13 protein-coding genes and 1 pseudogene are annotated in these 17,127 nt (G+C 70.6%); 8 read left to right on the top strand and 6 right to left on the bottom strand.

The window, feature by feature from the left end; genetic code table 11:
- Positions 1-38: 38 nt before the first annotated feature.
- On the bottom strand, positions 39-443 hold the full coding sequence (locus tag GA0115254_RS35570; protein WP_093899389.1) for a pyridoxamine 5'-phosphate oxidase family protein: 405 nt from the start codon (positions 441-443) through the stop codon (positions 39-41).
- A 250-nt stretch (positions 444-693) separates the two neighbouring features.
- On the opposite strand from GA0115254_RS35570, the gene clpB reads away from it, so the two are divergent.
- The 7 genes from clpB to GA0115254_RS35535 all read left to right on the top strand — a co-directional run bounded on the left by clpB (position 694) and on the right by GA0115254_RS35535 (position 8,653).
- Entirely contained in the window at positions 694-3,303 is a 2,610-nt protein-coding gene (gene clpB, locus GA0115254_RS35565) for an ATP-dependent chaperone ClpB (RefSeq protein ID WP_093899388.1), read from the top strand.
- 388 nt (positions 3,304-3,691) lie between these two features.
- Entirely contained in the window at positions 3,692-4,957 is a 1,266-nt protein-coding gene (locus GA0115254_RS35560) for an MFS transporter (protein ID WP_093899387.1), read from the top strand.
- 71 nt (positions 4,958-5,028) lie between these two features.
- Positions 5,029-5,589: a type III secretion system chaperone family protein gene (locus GA0115254_RS35555; protein WP_093899386.1), complete on the top strand. Its 561-nt coding sequence runs from the start codon at positions 5,029-5,031 to the stop codon at positions 5,587-5,589.
- Between the two features lie 405 nt (positions 5,590-5,994).
- Positions 5,995-6,294, top strand: a complete 300-nt coding sequence (locus tag GA0115254_RS35550; RefSeq protein ID WP_093899385.1) for a WXG100 family type VII secretion target — start codon at positions 5,995-5,997, stop codon at positions 6,292-6,294.
- 71 nt (positions 6,295-6,365) lie between these two features.
- The gene (locus GA0115254_RS35545; protein ID WP_093899384.1) at positions 6,366-6,662 is read left to right on the top strand and encodes a hypothetical protein; all 297 of its coding nucleotides are present in this window, start codon (positions 6,366-6,368) and stop codon (positions 6,660-6,662) included.
- Between the two features lie 31 nt (positions 6,663-6,693).
- On the top strand, positions 6,694-7,392 hold the full coding sequence (locus GA0115254_RS35540) for a hypothetical protein (protein WP_093899383.1): 699 nt from the start codon (positions 6,694-6,696) through the stop codon (positions 7,390-7,392).
- Positions 7,393-7,402: 10 nt separating this feature from the next.
- A complete protein-coding gene (locus GA0115254_RS35535) occupies positions 7,403-8,653 on the top strand; it encodes a hypothetical protein (RefSeq protein ID WP_141720973.1) in 1,251 nt (416 codons plus the stop codon).
- A 109-nt stretch (positions 8,654-8,762) separates the two neighbouring features.
- On the opposite strand, the gene GA0115254_RS48000 is transcribed toward GA0115254_RS35535, so the two are convergent.
- Positions 8,763-10,772 carry an FtsK/SpoIIIE domain-containing protein gene (locus GA0115254_RS48000; RefSeq protein ID WP_370741001.1) on the bottom strand — a complete coding sequence of 670 codons (2,010 nt, stop codon included), beginning with the start codon at positions 10,770-10,772 and terminating at the stop codon, positions 8,763-8,765.
- A pseudogene (locus tag GA0115254_RS47995) lies at positions 10,764-11,423 on the bottom strand (FtsK/SpoIIIE domain-containing protein); the annotation flags it as partial. The pseudogene GA0115254_RS47995 and the gene GA0115254_RS48000, both read right to left, overlap by 9 nt.
- Before the next feature lie 1,965 nt (positions 11,424-13,388).
- On the opposite strand from GA0115254_RS47995, the gene GA0115254_RS35525 reads away from it, so the two are divergent.
- Positions 13,389-14,345, top strand: a complete 957-nt coding sequence (locus GA0115254_RS35525; RefSeq protein ID WP_093899381.1) for a hypothetical protein — start codon at positions 13,389-13,391, stop codon at positions 14,343-14,345.
- A 3-nt stretch (positions 14,346-14,348) separates the two neighbouring features.
- On the opposite strand, the gene GA0115254_RS35520 is transcribed toward GA0115254_RS35525, so the two are convergent.
- The 3 genes from GA0115254_RS35520 to GA0115254_RS35510 form a co-directional block, all read right to left on the bottom strand.
- Positions 14,349-14,933, bottom strand: a complete 585-nt coding sequence (locus tag GA0115254_RS35520; RefSeq protein WP_093899380.1) for a sigma-70 family RNA polymerase sigma factor — start codon at positions 14,931-14,933, stop codon at positions 14,349-14,351.
- 144 nt (positions 14,934-15,077) lie between these two features.
- A complete protein-coding gene (locus GA0115254_RS46875) occupies positions 15,078-15,983 on the bottom strand; it encodes a LamG domain-containing protein (protein ID WP_093899379.1) in 906 nt (301 codons plus the stop codon).
- Positions 15,984-16,454: 471 nt separating this feature from the next.
- Positions 16,455-16,988 (bottom strand): hypothetical protein, encoded by a 534-nt coding sequence (locus GA0115254_RS35510; protein WP_141720972.1) that lies wholly within the window; start codon positions 16,986-16,988, stop codon positions 16,455-16,457.
- Between the last annotated feature and the right edge of the window lie 139 nt (positions 16,989-17,127).

Raw genomic sequence — 17,127 nt, 5'->3', positions numbered from 1 at the left:
CCGGGGTCCTGCGCCGCCCGGGGTTCCGGCGGTTCCCCTCACGTCCTGCCGAGCGCCCGGTCCAGGGCGATCTCGATGACGATGCGGTCCGGCTTGGGCGCCGGCGTGCGCTTGTAGCGTTCCGCGTAGCGGCGTACCGCGTCGGCGACCACGTCCGCCTCCGAGCGCACCGTCGCCCGGCCCTCCAGCGTCGCCCAGCGGCGCCTGTCGACCTGGCAGACCGCGACTCTGGCGCCGTCCGGGCCCGCGGCCAGGATGTTGGCGACCTTGTTGCTGTTCTTGTCGGCGATGATCCGGGCGAGCCCCGCGTCGGGGTCGTACGTCACGCCCACCGGCACCACGTGCGGTGTGCCGTCGGGGCGGGGAGTGGTCAGGGTGCACAGATGGTGCTCGCGCCAGAACGCGAGGTACTCGGGATCGGGGTTCGTCACGTCTACTGCCATGGGGGCAGCGTAGGCAGCGCGCCGGCCCCTGCGGTGGCGAGGGTCCGGTCGGGCCGGTTGGCTCGGGGCGGAAGCGGGCCGCGGAGGACCGAGAACCGAAGGCACGGGGCCCGGGGCGGGGCAGGGGCAGCCGGGAACAGGGGGCGGGACGGGTGTGAAGTGAGGTTGAGTGGAATAGACTCAACTTTGTGCACGTTGACCTAGTCAGTGTTGTGGAGAGACCGGTCATCGCAAGGAGGAGAGAGCGCACGTGGACGCCGAGCTGACCAACAAGAGCCGTGACGCCATCAACGCGGCCACCAACAGGGCCGTGAAGGACGGGCACCCCGACCTGACCCCCGGGCATCTGCTCCTCGCGCTGCTTGAGGGTGAAGGACGACAAGTGAGCGCGAACATCGTCGACCTGCTCGCCGCCGTCGAGGCCGACCAGATCGCCGTACGCACCGAGACGGAGCGGCTCCTGGGCGCGCAGCCCAGCGTCACCGGGTCGACGGTCGCCCCGCCGCAGCCCAACCGCGAGCTGCTCGCCGTGATCGCGGACGCCGCGCAGCGCGCGAAGGAGCTCGGCGACGACTACATCTCCACCGAGCACCTGCTGATCGGGATCGCCGCCGAGGGCGGCCGCGCCGGTGAGATCCTGAGTGCTCAGGGGGCCAGTGCGAAGAGGCTGCTGGACGCGTTCGAGAAGAGCAGGGGAGGGCGCCGGGTGACCACACCCGACCCGGAGGGTCAGTACAAGGCCCTGGAGAAGTTCGGTACGGACTTCACGGCCGCCGCGCGCGAGGGCAAGCTCGACCCGGTCATCGGACGTGACCAGGAGATCCGGCGTGTCGTCCAGGTCCTGTCCCGGCGCACGAAGAACAACCCTGTACTCATCGGCGAGCCCGGCGTCGGCAAGACCGCCGTCGTCGAGGGGCTCGCCCAGCGCATCGTCAAGGGTGACGTCCCCGAGTCCCTGCGGAACAAGCGGCTCGTCTCGCTCGACCTCGGCGCGATGGTCGCGGGCGCGAAGTACCGCGGTGAGTTCGAGGAACGGCTGAAGGCCGTCCTTTCCGAGATCAAGGAGAGCGACGGGCAGATCATCACCTTCATCGACGAGCTGCACACCGTCGTCGGCGCGGGCGCCGGTGGCGACTCCGCCATGGACGCGGGCAACATGCTCAAGCCGATGCTGGCCCGCGGTGAGCTCCGCATGGTCGGCGCGACGACGCTCGACGAGTACCGCGAGCGGATCGAGAAGGATCCCGCCCTGGAACGCCGCTTCCAGCAGGTGCTGGTGGCGGAGCCGAGCGTCGAGGACACCATCGCGATCCTGCGCGGCCTCAAGGGCCGTTACGAGGCCCACCACAAGGTCTCCATCGCGGACTCCGCGCTGGTGGCCGCCGCGACCCTGTCCGACCGCTACATCACCTCCCGCTTCCTCCCCGACAAGGCCATCGACCTGGTCGACGAGTCGGCGTCCCGGCTGCGCATGGAGATCGACTCCTCGCCCGTCGAGATCGACGAACTCCAGCGCGCCGTCGACCGTCTCCACATGGAGGAGCTGGCCCTCAAGAACGAGACCGACCCCGGCTCCAGGCAGCGCCTGGAGAAGCTCCGCCGCGATCTCGCCGACAAGGAGGAGGAGCTGCGCGGCCTCAATGCCCGCTGGGAGAAGGAGAAGCAGGGCCTCAACCGCGTCGGTGAACTGAAGGAACGCCTCGACGAACTGCACGGCCAGGCCGAACGCGCCCAGCGCGACGGCGACTTCGACACCGCCTCCAAGTTGCTGTACGGGGAGATCCCCGGCCTGGAGCGGGAGCTTGCGGAGGCGTCCGAGGCCGAGCAGGAGGCCGCGAAGGACACCATGGTCAAGGACGAGGTGGGCCCGGACGACATCGCCGACGTCGTCGGCTCCTGGACCGGCATCCCGGCCGGACGCCTGCTGGAGGGCGAGACCCAGAAGCTGCTGCGCATGGAGGAGGAGATCGGCAAGCGCCTCATCGGGCAGACCCAGGCCGTGCAGGCGGTGTCGGACGCGGTACGCCGTACCCGCGCCGGAATCGCCGACCCCGACCGGCCCACCGGCTCGTTCCTCTTCCTCGGTCCGACCGGGGTGGGCAAGACGGAGCTCGCCAAGGCGCTCGCCGACTTCCTGTTCGACGACGAGCGGGCCATGGTCCGCATCGACATGAGCGAGTACGGCGAGAAGCACAGCGTGGCGCGTCTCGTCGGCGCCCCGCCCGGCTACGTCGGCTACGAGGAGGGCGGCCAGCTCACGGAGGCGGTCCGCCGTCGCCCGTACAGCGTCGTCCTGCTGGACGAGGTCGAGAAGGCCCACCCCGAGGTCTTCGACATCCTGCTCCAGGTCCTCGACGACGGCCGGCTCACCGACGGACAGGGCCGGACGGTGGACTTCCGCAACACCATCCTGATCCTGACCTCCAACCTCGGCAGCCAGTTCCTGATGGACCCGCTGACCGAGCCCGAGGTGAAGAAGGAACAGGTCCTGGAGGTCGTACGGGCCTCGTTCAAGCCGGAGTTCCTCAACCGGCTCGACGACCTGGTGGTCTTCTCCGCCCTGTCCGGCGACGAGCTCTCGCACATCGCGAAGCTCCAGATCGACCGGCTCGCGGGGCGTCTGGCCGAGCGCAGGCTCACCCTGGACGTCACGCCGGAGGCCCTGGCCTGGCTGGCCGAGGAGGGCAACGACCCGGCCTACGGAGCACGGCCGCTGCGCCGCCTCATCCAGACGGCGATCGGCGACCGGCTCGCGAAGGAGATCCTCGCGGGCGAGGTCAAGGACGGGGACACCGTCCGGGTGGACCGGGTCGGGGACGGCCTGCTCGTCGGCCCCGCGACCTCGGGGAAGACCTTGTAGGCCCCGTAGACGGCGCACGACCTGTTCGACGTCCTTGTCCCCAGCCGGAAGACCGCGCGTCCCGGCTGGGGACTCGTCGTCTGCGCCGCAGTGCAATCGACGAAGAATTGCGGTGATTTCGGGAGAACGGAGAATCGGTCGCCGTCATCGGTGATCCATCGTTCAACATCGATATTGAGCCAAACGTTTCGCTCCGTGTCCAGGGTGGGATCGCGTTACCCGGCTCCGCCCCGCGCTGGACCGCCCGCCCCTGACAAGGGACACCTGCTCGGGCACCCGCGACGCCCGCCCGGGGGCATGCGAACAATCAGGACACCTCGGGTTGCCCATCATGACCTGCTCACAAGGAGGATTAGAGGCCGAATTCGGCAGCCGGTAGCGTGCCCGCATGAACGAGCAGATAGGCGATGAGATAAATCCGGGGACTGAAAAGCCCCGATCTGGCAATCTCTTTCACCTTGGCGAATTCCGTACCCTTTGGGCCGCTTATGCTCAGTCGATCCTGGGTGATCAGTTGGCACGCGTGGCCCTGTCGTTGCTGGTGTTCGAACGCACCGACTCGCCCGGATGGACCGCGGCGACGTATGCGCTGACCACCTTGCCCGCTCTGCTGTCCGGGGTGCTCCTGTCCGGTCTGGCGGACCGTTTCCCCCGGCGGACGGTCATGATCGGATGCGACCTGGTGCGGACGGTTCTGGTCGGGCTGATGGCCCTGCCCTGGATGCCGTTGCCGCTGCTGGCCGGGCTGCTGGTGCTGGCGCAGCTGGCCGAGGCGCCCTTCGGTGCTGCGCAGGGCGCACTGCTGCCGACCGTGCTCGGAGAGCAGAGATACGAGCGGGGCCAGCGAGTCATGCTGATCACTCACCAGGCCGGACAGCTGGTCGGTTTCGCCGGTGGGGGTGTGCTGGTCGCTTGGCTGGGCAGTCACGTCTCCCTGGGTGTGAACGCGGTGACCTTCCTTCTCTCGGCGACCCTGGTCAGGTTCGGCGTAAAGGCCCGTCCCGCGGCGGGTGCCGACGCGCGGAAGACGCGGCTCGGCGCTCAGGTCGGGAGTGCGGCCGCACTGATCTGGTCGGATCGCAGGCTGCGGTCGCTGGTCGCGCTGGGGTGGCTCGCGGGGTTCGTCGTCCTGCCGGAGGGGCTGGCCGCCCCCTTCGCGGACGAGGCCGGCGGGGACGCCGCCTCGGTGGGACTCCTGCTCGCCGCGCATCCGGCGGGAATGGTGCTGGGTGCAGCCCTTCTGGGGCGGGCTCAGGTCGGGGACGAGTGGCGGCGCCGCCTGCTCGGGCCGTTGGCGGTCGGCGCGAATCTGCCGCTGCTCATCTACTGGCTCGGTCCCGGCATAGGTGGGGCCGTGCTCGTGTTGATGGCGTCGGGGGTGTGCTCCGCCTATCAGATAACCGCCGGAGCCACTTTCGTACTCCTGACCCCGGCCGACCAGCGTGGCCAGGCGCTGGGGCTCGCCAGGTCGGGGCTGATCGCCATGCAGGGGATCGGCGTCGCCACGGGTGGCCTGGCAGCGGAGCTGTCCGGGTCGTCGGCGGACACCATCGGTGCGTCCGGACTCCTCGGAGTGTTGTGTGCGATCCCCGTCGCCGTTGCCTGGTCGCGGGCGCGGGAAGCCGATGCGGGGACGATTCCCCGGAGGGCGTAGAACTACTGGCCGTCAAACGCGGCTAGGGTCGACGGAAGGAAACCACGTGCGATCCACAGGAGTACCCAGCGATGTCTATCGATCCTTCCTCGATTCCTAACTTCGGGGGCCAGCCCGAACCGCAGGCGGCAGGACCCGAGGGCCCCGTTGTCCCGGACCAGGACCTCGTCAAGCAGCTCCTGGAACAGATGGAGCTGAAGTACGTCGTCGACGACGAGGGCGACCTCGCGGCGCCGTGGGAGGACTTCCGCACGTACTTCATGTTCCGCGGCGAGGACGAGCAGCAGGTCTTCTCGGTCCGTACGTTCTACGACCGCCCGCACGCCGCGGACCAGCGTCCGGTCCTCCTCGACGCCATCGACGACTGGAACCGCCGCACCCTGTGGCCCAAGGTCTACACGCACACCCACGAGCCCGAGGAGGGCTCCGAGGAGACCGAGGCCTCGGTCCGTCTGATCGGTGAGGCGCAGATGCTCATCGGCACGGGCGTCAGCCTGGAGCACTTCGTCTCGTCGACGGTCAGCTGGGTGCGCGCCTCGATCGAGTTCGACAAGTGGCTGCAGGAGCGTCTCGGCCTGACGCCGGCCGAGGAGAAGACGGACGGCACGGAGCAGGCCGCTCCGGACGCCTGAGTCCCGCACGGCAGTGACAGCCCGGCCCGGGGCGGCGGTCTCCATGACCGCCGCCCCGGGCCGGTTCTTTTCACGACGGGGCGGCCTTTGGGCTACAGCCGCTTGAGCCGGGACACCGCCTCGGCCGGCACTGCCGAGGGGCCGGGCCGGTGTACCAGTGCAACCGCCGTGGCCGCACCTCCCCGTGTCGCGCTGCTGCCCGGTTCGGTGAGGGGCCGTCACCCCGGTTACGGTGGTGCGCTGTTGCGGGCCATGGGGGACCGGTCGCAGGCCTGATCAGGGCGTTGGACCGCCACTTTCGTCACCGTTCAGCAACAGGCATGAACCGCCCCGCCGGGCGCCCCGTACAGCCCGGTGTGCGCGGCTCAGCGACCGCGGCGACCCGAGACGAGAGAAGGAACCGACATGGCCGGCGGCAACATCAAGATCAGCCCGGAAGAGATGCGGGAGGCGTCGACCTGGCTGCAGCACCAGAAGGAACTGATGCAGCAGAGCCTCCACGAGGCCAACACCAAGATGGACGAGATGGTCGAGGCGGCCTACTCGACGCCGGGCTCCGAGACCAAGTTCCGTCCGTTCTGGGAGGAGTACAAGAACGGCACCGAAAAGGCGATCGAGGGCCTGCAGGGCGTCAGCGAGTTCATCAAGCAGGTCGCCGACGCGTTCGTCGACACCGACGACCAGACGTCCGGCTCCATCGGCTGACGTGCCCTCGTGCCCGGTCCCGCCCTTCTGCGGCGGGACCGGGCGGCGGCGGCCGGAGAGAGGAGGAACCGATGACCCGCATCGACGTCCCCCTTGAGGACCTGAACGAGACGGTCAAGTCACTTGAGGACATCGGGCAGCGGATCAACAACACCGCGCGGCTCAGCGATGTCGGATCGAAGAGCGATGTGGGCGATTCGAGGCTCGCCGACTCCCTCGCCGACTTCGACGACGCATGGGGCAAGGGCCACGAGAAGGTGCAGGACAACGTGAAGGTCTTCTCCGAGAACACGAAGAAGATCTCCGATGCCTTCACGCAGACGGACGACGAGACCGTCAAGACGCTGGACGACTCCAAGAAGACCTGACGAAAGCCTGCTGGCAGAAGGGACATGCGTCATGACGCATCCGGTCACGGACCGGGCCACGGGGGCGCCCGCGCACTACAAGCTGCGCTACCCCGGCTCCTGGTGGTATCTGGACCTCGACCCGAGCACCCGGGACGCGTCCATCCGCCGCCGTATCGAGCACCAGGCGAAGGGGGTTCCGCAGCTCTCCCGCGAGCGGCTCGACGGCCTGATCCGCGACACCCGCCGGACCGCCCGCGAGGCCTACGCCCGGGGGGCGCTCCAGGCGGCGGGGATGGTCAGGTTCCCCGGCGGGGACGCGATGCTCAGCGCCACGTCCGTCGTGCTGCGGATGCCCGTGCCGGAGGACCAGTCGGCGGATCTGGCCGAGGTGCTGTTCGGGGCGAGCATGCAGGCCGGGGCCCCGCAGAGCAGCGGGTACCCGCCGCGCGAGGTGGATCTGCTGGAGCTTCCGGGCGTCGGACCGGTCGGGCGGATCGCCTCGATCGAGGACATCGACTACAGGGGAACGCCGATCCGTACGGCGCTGCTGCACACGCTGTTCCCGATCCCGAACCGCCGGGAATACCTGCTGGTCTCCAGCTCCACACCCAATGTGGACCTCAAGGACCAGTTCTTCGAGGTGTTCGACGCCATCGCGGGGACGCTGCGCTTCGTGGAAGTCGAGAGCAAGGGCACGGCTGTGCCGGCCGCACAGAGCCCACAGGGCACGGACGAGAACGGAAAGTGAGGGCGCGGCAATGGCGCGGCCAGCGGTGTCCGACTGGGAGACGGTCTTCGGGTTCTCGGACGACCCGACGCCCGGCAATGCGGAGATGCTCGCGAAGCTCGCGGGCCAGTACCGGTCCGTCGCCGACGACGCGGACCAGGCGCTCCCCATCGTCAGGCGCCTGAAGAACAGCCAGCTCGGCGAGGGCAAGGCCATGGACAAACTCCGGAACAAGCTCGGGGACCTGGCCGATCAGGTGGAGAAGCTGCACAGTTCGTACGACAAGGCGGCCCGCGCGCTGGACACGTACTCCGACCAGCTGGGGGACCATCAGCGCAAGGCCGACAACGCCCTGGTCGAAGGGCGGGACGCCAAGGAGCGGCTGCAGCGGGCCACCGATGCCGCTTCCGCGGCGGGGTCCGTGATCAGCGGTCTGGACGCGGCGGACCCGCCCCCGCCGGACGACGAGGCGGCCCGGCGCAGTGCGCGGCAGGCCATGGAGAATGCCCGGCACGACCAGTCCGTGGCACAGGGGGATGTCGACACCGCCCAGCGGGATCTCGACGCCGCTCGCATGCTCGCCGAGGACGCGCGGGAGTTGCGCGAGACGGACGCCTCGACGGCGGCCCGCGCCCTGGACGACGCGACGAGCGAGGCGGTCCCGGGCAAGAGCCTGTGGGAGAAGATCAAGGACATCTTCAAGAAGGTGCTCGGCTTCATCAGCGCCGCCCTGGGCATCATCGCCATGCTCATCCCCGGATTGCAGGGCCTGGGGCTCATCCTGACGATCGCCAGTCTGGTCACCGCTGCCATCCCCTTCATCATGAATATCGTCGACAGTATTCAGTCGGGCGAGTGGGATGTGCTCGACATGGTCCTCAGCGGCCTGGGGCTGGTGCTCGGCGGTGTCGGCCTGATCAAGATCGCCAATCTGGGCGGGATCGCGAACACCCTCAAGACCGTCACGAGCGATCTCAAGGCGATCCAGATCAACATCAAGAGCGTGATCCCCACCATCAAGGGGTTCACCGGGTTCAAGAACCCGGGCGACCTGGTCGCGAACCTGCTGAAGAACATCCCCGGTGGTGTGCTGAAGACACCGGACATCCTGAAGCAGTTGCCGGGCCTCACCAACATCTGGACGAAGACGGCGGGGTGGATCGACCAGAGCTCGAACCTCATCGGAGTGGCCGGCTTCGGCTGGGCGATCAACGGTGCCGTCCCCCACGGGACGCAGGGCACGATCGTGCACGACCCCAGTTATGTGGAGGGATCGACCTGATCCGGGCCGCGTCCCGTCATGCGTGAGGGCTCCCGCCCCGGCCGTTGCCGGGGCGGGAGCCCTCTGCCGTGGGACCTCAGAGCCGGTGTGGGAACCCCCGCACAGGCGCTCAGCCCCCGGCCGGCGGAAGCACCGTCTCCGGGACCTGGACGGTGCGCAGCACGCCGTCGCCCAGGTGCAGGATCGCCCGCCCCGGGCGGGTCGCGCCCAGTCGGCTGCGGGGCACCTTGACGCCGATCAGTTCGCCGTCGCTCATGTTCTGCGGCTTCAGCAGCAGACCGCACCGGTTGCGGCGGGCCTCGGTGTGCCAGCCGGAGAAGCCGGAGGAGAGCCGGTCGGTCTGCCCGGAGATCACCAGGCCCCGGCCGTTCTCGGCACCGGACTTGGCGATCTGGGTGAGGACGGGCTCGGCCTTCGTCTTCAGCAGCAGGTCGGCGTCGTCCAGGATCACCACGGCCCCCTGCGGCGAGGACGCCAGCGCCTCCTCCAGCGCGGTGGGGTCGATGTCGGACTCGTCGAAGACCGCGAGGACCCCGGCCCGTCCGGCGAGTTGGCGCAACGGCGACCTGGCGGGCGCGCCGACGACGACGGGCGTCCCGTTCGACAGCAGCGACTGAGCCAGCGTCGCCAGGACGGTGCTGCGGCCGGAGCGGGCAGGTCCGGCCACGAGGAAGGTCGGCGTGATGGCGAAGTCCGGGCCGAAAGCGCTGAGTTCGTCGCCGCCGACACCGGACAGGGCCCACCGCGCGGACGGCAGCGGCTGCGGCGCGTACCGGGCCGCCTCCTCCCAGGTGAGCCGGTCCGGCAGGGTGTCGACGCGGAACGGCCGGGTGGAGTCCGGCAGCTGGGCCGCCCGCTCGCGGCAGTACTCGGCGATCTGCTGGAGCGCCGCGGCCTGCGCCTGGCCCTCCGGGTTGTTCGTGAGGAGCGCGATCTGCACCTCCGCCTTGTCGGCGGCACGGAACGCGCGGCCCGGCGGGATCTCGTCGGGCACGTTGCGCTGGGTGATGCCGATCATCCCGTACTCGGACTTCTCGTTCAGCTTCAGCACGAGCTTGTCCTCGGTGGAGCCGTTGACCCGGCTGGAGAACAGCGCCCGGTCACCGGTCATCACCAGGTGGATGCCGACGCTCGCGCCGTCCCGGAGCAGGTTCAGCACGGAGTTCAGCAGGTTCCCGGAGTCGTACTCGCCGAGCTGCTTGTCGAAGACCTCCCACCGGTCGATGAACAGCAGGATGTGCGGCGGCCGTTCGGCCTCCGGCAGGGCGCGGCGGAGCTCCGGGAGGTCGGCGCTGCCGCGGGCGGCGAGCATCTCCTGGCGCCGGCTCAGCTCCCCGGTCAGCCGGGCGAGCAGCCGGGCCACCCGGTCGGGCTGGGTGCGCTGGGTGATGGCCCCGCAGTGCGGCAGCCCCTCGATGGGCAGCAGCGCGCCGTTGCCGCAGTCGATGCCGTACATGTGCAGCCGGTCCGGGGAATGGGCGAAGGCCAGGGTGCCGGCGATGGTGCGCAGCGTCTGCGACCTGCCCTGCCGGGGCGAGCCGATGATGTGCAGGTGTCCGAGCGTCGCCGGGTCGATCACCAGGGGCAGCCGGGCCTGTTGTGCGGGCAGGTCCACCACGCCGTACGCGACGGGCGCGAGGTCGTAGTCCGAGGGCGGGGGCGCCGGCAGTTCGCCGGTGACCAGGACCTCGGGCAGCGGCGGGAGCCAGGGGCTGTGCTGCGCGGGGATGCCCATCTCCCGGTCCGCTTCGCGGATCGCCGCGACGAGCCCGGTGAGGTCGGTCTCCACCTCGGCGGGTGCGGCCGCGCCTCGGGGCCGCGCCGGGAGCGGCTCGCCGAGCCGTTCCCAGCCGACCGGCACCACCCAGGGGGCCGGCAGCGAGGTCGCCGCGGCACCGGGCCGACGGCCGCCGACCCGTCCGGACTGGAACGGCACGAGGGAGTTCTGGCCCAGACGCACATAGGCGCGACCGGGGGTGCCCTGCGAGATCCCGGCGGCCTCGGGGGAGTTGAGGACGTCCTGGCTCTCGCCGGCGTCCGTCACCCGGAGCGCGATGCGCAGGTTGGTGTTGGCGCGGATCTCCGAGGAGACGACGCCGCTGGGGCGCTGCGTCGCCAGGATCAGGTGGATGCCGAGGCTGCGGCCCCGCTGGGCGATGTTGACCAGACCCTTCACGAAGTCCGGCAGGTCGCGCACCATCGAGGCGAACTCGTCGATGACGATGAGCAGCCGGGGCATCGGCTCGCGGCCCGCCGGGTTGCGCTCCAGCAGCTCGACGTAGTCCTCGATGTCCTTGGCGCCGGCCGCGGCGAGGATGTGCTCGCGCCGGGTGAGTTCCGCCGTCAGCGACACCAGGGCCCGCTCGACGAGGTGGGCGTCGAGGTCGGTGACCATGCCGACGGTGTGCGGCAGGTCCACGCAGTCCTTGAACGCGGAGCCGCCCTTGTAGTCGACCAGGACGAACGTCATCGCGTCCGGACGGTTCGCCACCGCCAGCGAGGCGACCAGTGTCTGGAGGAGTTCGGACTTGCCGGAGCCGGTGGTGCCGGCGACCAGCCCGTGCGGGCCGTCGCGCCGCAGGTCCAGGTGGAACGGGCCGTCCAGGGAGACGCCGACGGCCGCCCGGGTCGAGCGGCCGCCGGCCGTCCAGCGCGCCCGGATGTCGGCGGCCCGCGGCGGGTCGAGCGCGAGGACGTCGAGCAGCCGCGCGGAGCCGGGAAGCACCGCGGCCTCCTCGTCGGCCCCGCCCGGGTCCCGCAGCGGGCCCATCGCGCGGGCCAGCGAACGGCACCAGTCCAGGGACACCGCGTCGGGCCGGATGCCCCCGACGGTGCCCCTCCCGGAGCGCCCCACCCGTACGGTTCCGCCGGGCTCCTCGGCGACGACGGCGTGGCACTCCTCGGGCAGCAGCCGCTCCTCGGAGTCCAGGCAGACCGCGCGGACGCCGACGGCCGGTCCGTCGCGCAGGATCTGCGCCACACCGGGCAGCGAACGCAGCCTGCGGGCTCCGTCGAGGATGACGAGCACATCGGGCCCGGCGGGCCGGCTCCGCCGGTCCGCCCGTCCGGCGCGCTCGACGATCAGTGCGGTGAGTTCGGCGACCCGCCGGGCGCAGGTCTCCGTGCCGTAGCCGATGTTGGCCGGGGTGTCGCCGGACTTCTTGCGCACATGCGGCAGCCAGCGCAGCCAGGACCAGCCGTCCCGGCCCCGTTCACCGGTCGTCAGCAGATGGATCTGGAGGTCACGGGGGCTGTGCAGGACGGCGGCCTGGGCGACCGCCCAGCGCGCCACAGCGCGCGCGGCCGGGCCCTCGCCGGCGATGCCCAGGACGTCGTGCTCCCGCAACGGAACGGTCACCGGGACGTCGTACGCGGTCCGCGGGTCCTCGCGGCGGTGTTCGTCCTTCGTCGGGTCCTGGAGCACCACGTCGGACGCCACATCGGCAGTTCCGATGCGCAGTTCGAGGAAGTCGGCGTCGGAGGTACGGCGTTCCCACAGGCGGCGCCGGGGGCCGACGGCGGTCAGGACGACCTCGGCCGGGTCCGGGAAACCGCGGCGCCGGGCGGTGCGTTCGTCCGCCAGGGCCTTCGCCGCGTCGCCCTCGATGCGTGCCTTCTTCTCCTCGTAGGCGGCGACGCTGTCGGAGTGGGACTGGCGCCCGGTGCGCCGGCTCATCAGGTAGTTGCCGAGGATCGCGACCGGGGAGAGCAGCCCGAACAGCAGCATCGACATGCGGCCGAAGATCAGCGCCCCGGCCCCCGCCATCACCAGCGGGGCCGCCGCGGTGATCCACGGGAGCGGCCGGGGAGCGGGCGGGGCGGGCGGGGAGGGCAGGGTGAAGCGGGTGGCGGTCTCGGCCGGCCGCAGCCGCGGCGGCCGGTTGTAGTCCCAGCCGGTGCCGTCCTCCGAGGGCTGCACGGCCGCGTCCGGCTTCTGCGGGAGGGCGAGTTCGAGCAGGCTGTCTCCGACGAGGAGCTGTGCGCCGGCCGGCCAGGCGGTCGCCTCGGCGAGGTCCTCGCGGTCCAGTTGCAGGGTGCCGTCGCCCGGCGCGGAGGCGTCCGGCGTGATACGGCAGCGTCCTTGGGGGCCCACCGCCAGGACGGCGAACGGACGGTCCGGTACGGCGCGCAGCACCTGGGCGGACCCGTCGTGGGCCAGTCCGATCCGGTACTCGCCCATGTCGAGCCGGTGCACGGCGCCCGCGCCGGTCCCGCCGACCGCACGAACCTCCACCAGCCCGTGCGGTTCGGCCGACGCGGTGCCCGCCGGGCGGCCCAGGCCCACGATGGCCGCGTGGTGCAACGGCGCGTCCCGCAGCCGCATATCGGCGGGCAGCAGCCGGTCGCCGGCGTACAGGCCGAGGCCCTCCGGGGGCTGTTCGACGCCTCCCGCCCCGGCCAGCGCCTCCGCGACAGCGCGCACGGGCGTGTCGGGGTCGGCGTCGAGGTGGACGTCGAATGCGTCACCGCCCTCCTCGACCACGGTCAACATCAACGACACGAGAACGTCCTCCAGCCGGCGTGAATGGGGGGCCTCGGCAGCCGCACTCGGCGGCTCCCGTGCCACTGACGGGACCTACGGAGCGCGTCGGCGGATGGTTCACCCGGCGCACCGGTGAACCATCCGCCGACGGGCTCCGTAGTGGCCATGGGGTGCACGGCGCAGCAACTGTGCCGCCCACGTTCTCGACCGTCCCGGCTCCGCCGCCGGGGCGTCCCGACAAGGAGTCAGAAGATGATCTGGTACGTCCTGGCCGTGGTGCTGGGGCTGGCGCTGATCGGGGCGGTGGCCGCGCTGATCGTCACCGAGCGACGTCGGCCCCGTCGGCCCCGCCCGCCGAAGCCCGTCGCCGCCTCGGCGGCCGTCGTGGGCCGGGAGTCGCTGGACGTGGTCAACGCGGGCCTGCGCCGGCTGACGGGCGAGTGCCTGCGCTCCGGCCGGTCGCTGCCCGACCTGTACGCCGTCGTCTACTCCGAGGAGCGGCTCGCACTGCTGCTGGCCGGGGCAGAGGAGACGGCCCCTGCGCCCTGGACCGTCGAGGCGGACGGCGAACGCTGGACGATCTCGCCCGACGATCTGCACCGCCCCGGCCCGGAGGGCGAACCGGCCCTGCCGTACGCGCTGACGGTGACGGTGGGCGTGGATGGACCCGACCGCGTGCTGGTCGACCTCTCCCGGGCTTCGGGGCCCGTCTCGGTGACGGGTCCGGACAAGGAGGTGCGCAGCCTGGTGCGGGCCGTCGTCACCGAGGCGCTCGCCGGCCCGGTGGGGGCGCTCGCCGAGGTCACCCTGGTGGGATCCCTGGCCGACGGCCGACTCCTTTCCGGCGACGAGCCGCGGACCTCGCGTCTGCACAGCGCGGCCAGCCTGGAGGAGGCGTTCGCCACGGTGGCAGCGTCGGCGGGTACGGGAGCGCCGGAGCCCGGCTCGCCCGATGTCACCCAGATCTTCCGGCTGATCGAGGGCAGCAGCCGGATCGCCGTCCAGGGCGAGGCGCCGCATCTGTTCGTCGTGGAAGCCTCGCAGCTCCCGCGGCGGGAGGGGGCACTGGCCGGTCTGCGGCGCGGGGACGCGCTGCTGGTGGTCGGCGAGGCACCCACGGGGTGGCGCTGGAGTGCCGGTGCGGGCGGATCACTCGACACCGGGCCGCTCGGCCTGAAGATCAACCGGCACGCGGGACGTCTGGCATAAGTGTCATCCGGCCTCGCGATCCAGGCCGCCCGCGTACAGCCCGCGGCTGTTCAGCGCCTCGCGCAGGGCGCGGGTGGCGTAGTACGTCCGCGACTTGACCGTGCCCGGCGGCACGCCGAGGACCTCGGCCGTCTGGTTGACGCTGCGTCCCAGGTAGTGCACGTGCAGCAGGACCTCACGCTGTGCCGGCCGCAGGTCCCGCAACGCGTCGATGAGTACCTCGGAGGTGAGCAGGTGGTCCACGCCGTCGGAGATCGGCAGGTGGGCGAGTTCGGGGTCACCGGTCTCCAGTGGTCTGGCCTGGCGGGCCCGGTGGCCGTCGATGACGAGATTGCGCAGCACGGTGAACAGCCAGGGCCGCACCGAATCCGCGGTCGGGTCGAGTTCCCCGGCGTGCCGCCAGGCGCGTATCGCGACTTCCTGGAGGACGTCCTCGGCGCGGTGCCAGTCGCCTTCCAGCCGCCGTGCGGCGAACTGCAGCAAGGCGCTGCCGTGGAAGTGGTAGAGCGCTCTGAGGAACTCGTCGGGGCTGGGTTCCGTGGTGCGGGGGAAGGGTGTTCGGTCTTCGGTCGAAGCGCTGGCCGACAAGGGCCTTTTCCTCTCCGGTCGTCTGCGGGGAAGGCGGGTTCGGCCGGCTGCGGGACAACCGGCAGGCGCCGCCGCGAGCCGCCGTGCGCCCGTGCGGCGCCCGTCAGCCTGCGGCGGCGGTGAACTTGCCCCCGTCAACGCCGGTCAGCCCGGTTCGTGAGAGGAAAGCGAGGCCACCTCACGGGACGTCAACTCCCGGTTATAGAGATGCACGTCGGCGATGTCACCGTTCCAGTAGTCGGCCGCCTTCCCATCGAACTTGGCGCGTCCGATCACCACAGTGCCAGTGGGCTTCACGCCGTTGGAGGCCACCCTGGTTCCCGCGAGCCGACCGTCCACGTAGAGCTGCATCCGGTGGTCCTTCTGACTGTACGTGCCGGTCAGGTGGTACCAGCGGCCGGGCTGCGGCTTCTCGGGCGTCTCCGCGACCGTACGGTTACCGAAGAAACTGAATGCGAAGTTCCCGTCCTGGTCGGAGTGTTGGAGGAAGAACGTGCTGACCCCGTCGCCGTCCTGGGACACAGCGGTGCGCATGCCGGTCATGCCCTGCGGGGTGAGGCGCACCCGCGCGGCGACCGAGTAGTCCTTGCCCACGGTGTCGAGCCGGGTGTTGGAGTCCGCGTATCCGCTGGTGCCGTCCAGATGCAAGGCGCCGCCCTCGGGGCCGTCGGTCCACTGCGTGCCGCCGCTGACCATGGCGTCCTGCTCGCCGGCCTTCGCGGTGCCGGACCGGTGCAGGGGCCACCAGCCGAGGCCCTGCAGCGACTCGGCGTCGCCAACCGATTTCGGTGCGGGCGGGTTGGGTGCGGGCGGGTTGGGCGCGGCCGGTTTCGACGCGGATGGTTTCGACGCGGATGGTTTCGGCGTGGCCGGTTTCGACGCGGATGGTTTCGGCGTGGCCGGTTTCGGCGTGGATGGGCTCGACGCGGCCGGTTTCGCCTCGGTCTGTTCCTTCCCGGAGTCCTGGCCGCGCACCAGTTGGACGACGACGAAGGCCAGCGCGACGGTCAATGCGGTGATCGTGGTGATAAGCGCCCATCTGCGCGTCATGAATGTCCTCAGGAGGTGCGGCATAAATGTGTCACTGGTGATCACGAGTCGGATCCGGAAGTGGTTCGGTGTGCCGTTGAGTTGTGACAGGTCTGTGAGACAGCGGACCTGTTGGCCCCTGGATGTGCGCCCGTGCGCCGGGAGGTGCGGCGACGCCTTGTCCGGGGGCAGTGGAACATGGGGAGTTCTGAAGTTCCGGCGACGTGGGCGCATCGTCCGCCAACCGTTCTCGAGTGTTCACGACGCGATGGCCGACGTCCGCGTCCTTCCCCGGCCGGGAGCGCGGCCCGCAAGTCCTGGCCCGGTGAGGTGACCGTGCTGAACTCGTGTGCGGGCCGGATCAGTTACGTGCCGGTCCCGGACCTGACGGGCCGGACCTGGCGGCCGGCATGGCGCTTTCCGCCGACGGGGCCCGGCGGGTTCGTCCATGCTTTGTTGTTGCTGAGTGCGGTGTCCGTGTTGCTGGGTTGATCAGTTGGTCTTGGTGTATGTGAGCTTTTCGCCGGTTTCCGGCGTTTCCCGGCTCAGAGTGCCGTTCGGGAGCAAGGTCAGTGTGGTGGCTTTCCCTGCGGTGCAGGACGACATGGGTTCGCCGACGGTGACGGTGGAAGGCGCGATCTGGATGGGTCCGTTCGGGGTCGGTTCCGAGGCCAGGCCCGCTTCGAAGACGCAGTGGTAGGAGGCGCCGTTGTCGAGCGGGCCGTCCGCGGTGAGAGTGAGGACGGACTGGCCCACCGTGCCCTGCTTGATGACGAGTTCCCGGGTGGAGTGGCCCGAAGGGTTGTCGACGGAGCCCGACCAGGTGCCGAGGTAGCCGGCCGGGACGGGGCCGTCGCTGTTCTTCTTCTCGTCGGTCGGGCTCGACGCGGCCGGTTTCGCCTTGCCCGGATTCGCCTCGGTCTGTTCCTTCCCGGAGTCCTGGCCGCGCACCAGTTGGACGACGACGAAGGCCAGCGCGACGGTCAATGCGGCGATCGTGGTGATGAGCAGCCATCTGCGCGTCATGAATGTCCCCAGGAGGTGCGGCATAAGTGTGTCACTGGTGACCACGCGTCGGATCCGGAAGTGGTTCTGTGTACACGTAAGTTGTGACAGGCCTGTGAGACACGGATCTGTCCGCCCCTGGATGCGCTCCCGTGCGTCG

The sequence above is a fragment of the Streptomyces sp. Ncost-T10-10d genome (assembly GCF_900091955.1).
Lineage (GTDB): Bacteria > Actinomycetota > Actinomycetes > Streptomycetales > Streptomycetaceae > Streptomyces.
The sequence above is the reverse complement of the archived record's forward strand: the minus strand, read 5'-3'. Positions and strand labels throughout refer to the sequence as shown.

Excerpts from the sequence above, each read along its gene's own strand:
- GA0115254_RS35570 (WP_093899389.1), bottom strand. The coding sequence starts at position 443 with ATGGCAGTAGACGTGACGAACCCCGATCCCGAGTACCTCGCGTTCTGG.
- GA0115254_RS35560 (WP_093899387.1), top strand. The coding sequence starts at position 3,692 with ATGAACGAGCAGATAGGCGATGAGATAAATCCGGGGACTGAAAAGCCC.
- GA0115254_RS35555 (WP_093899386.1), top strand. The coding sequence starts at position 5,029 with ATGTCTATCGATCCTTCCTCGATTCCTAACTTCGGGGGCCAGCCCGAA.
- GA0115254_RS35550 (WP_093899385.1), top strand. The coding sequence starts at position 5,995 with ATGGCCGGCGGCAACATCAAGATCAGCCCGGAAGAGATGCGGGAGGCG.
- GA0115254_RS35545 (WP_093899384.1), top strand. The coding sequence starts at position 6,366 with ATGACCCGCATCGACGTCCCCCTTGAGGACCTGAACGAGACGGTCAAG.
- GA0115254_RS35540 (WP_093899383.1), top strand. The coding sequence starts at position 6,694 with ATGACGCATCCGGTCACGGACCGGGCCACGGGGGCGCCCGCGCACTAC.
- GA0115254_RS35535 (WP_141720973.1), top strand. The coding sequence starts at position 7,403 with ATGGCGCGGCCAGCGGTGTCCGACTGGGAGACGGTCTTCGGGTTCTCG.
- GA0115254_RS35525 (WP_093899381.1), top strand. The coding sequence starts at position 13,389 with ATGATCTGGTACGTCCTGGCCGTGGTGCTGGGGCTGGCGCTGATCGGG.
- GA0115254_RS46875 (WP_093899379.1), bottom strand. The coding sequence starts at position 15,983 with ATGACGCGCAGATGGGCGCTTATCACCACGATCACCGCATTGACCGTC.
- GA0115254_RS35510 (WP_141720972.1), bottom strand. The coding sequence starts at position 16,988 with ATGACGCGCAGATGGCTGCTCATCACCACGATCGCCGCATTGACCGTC.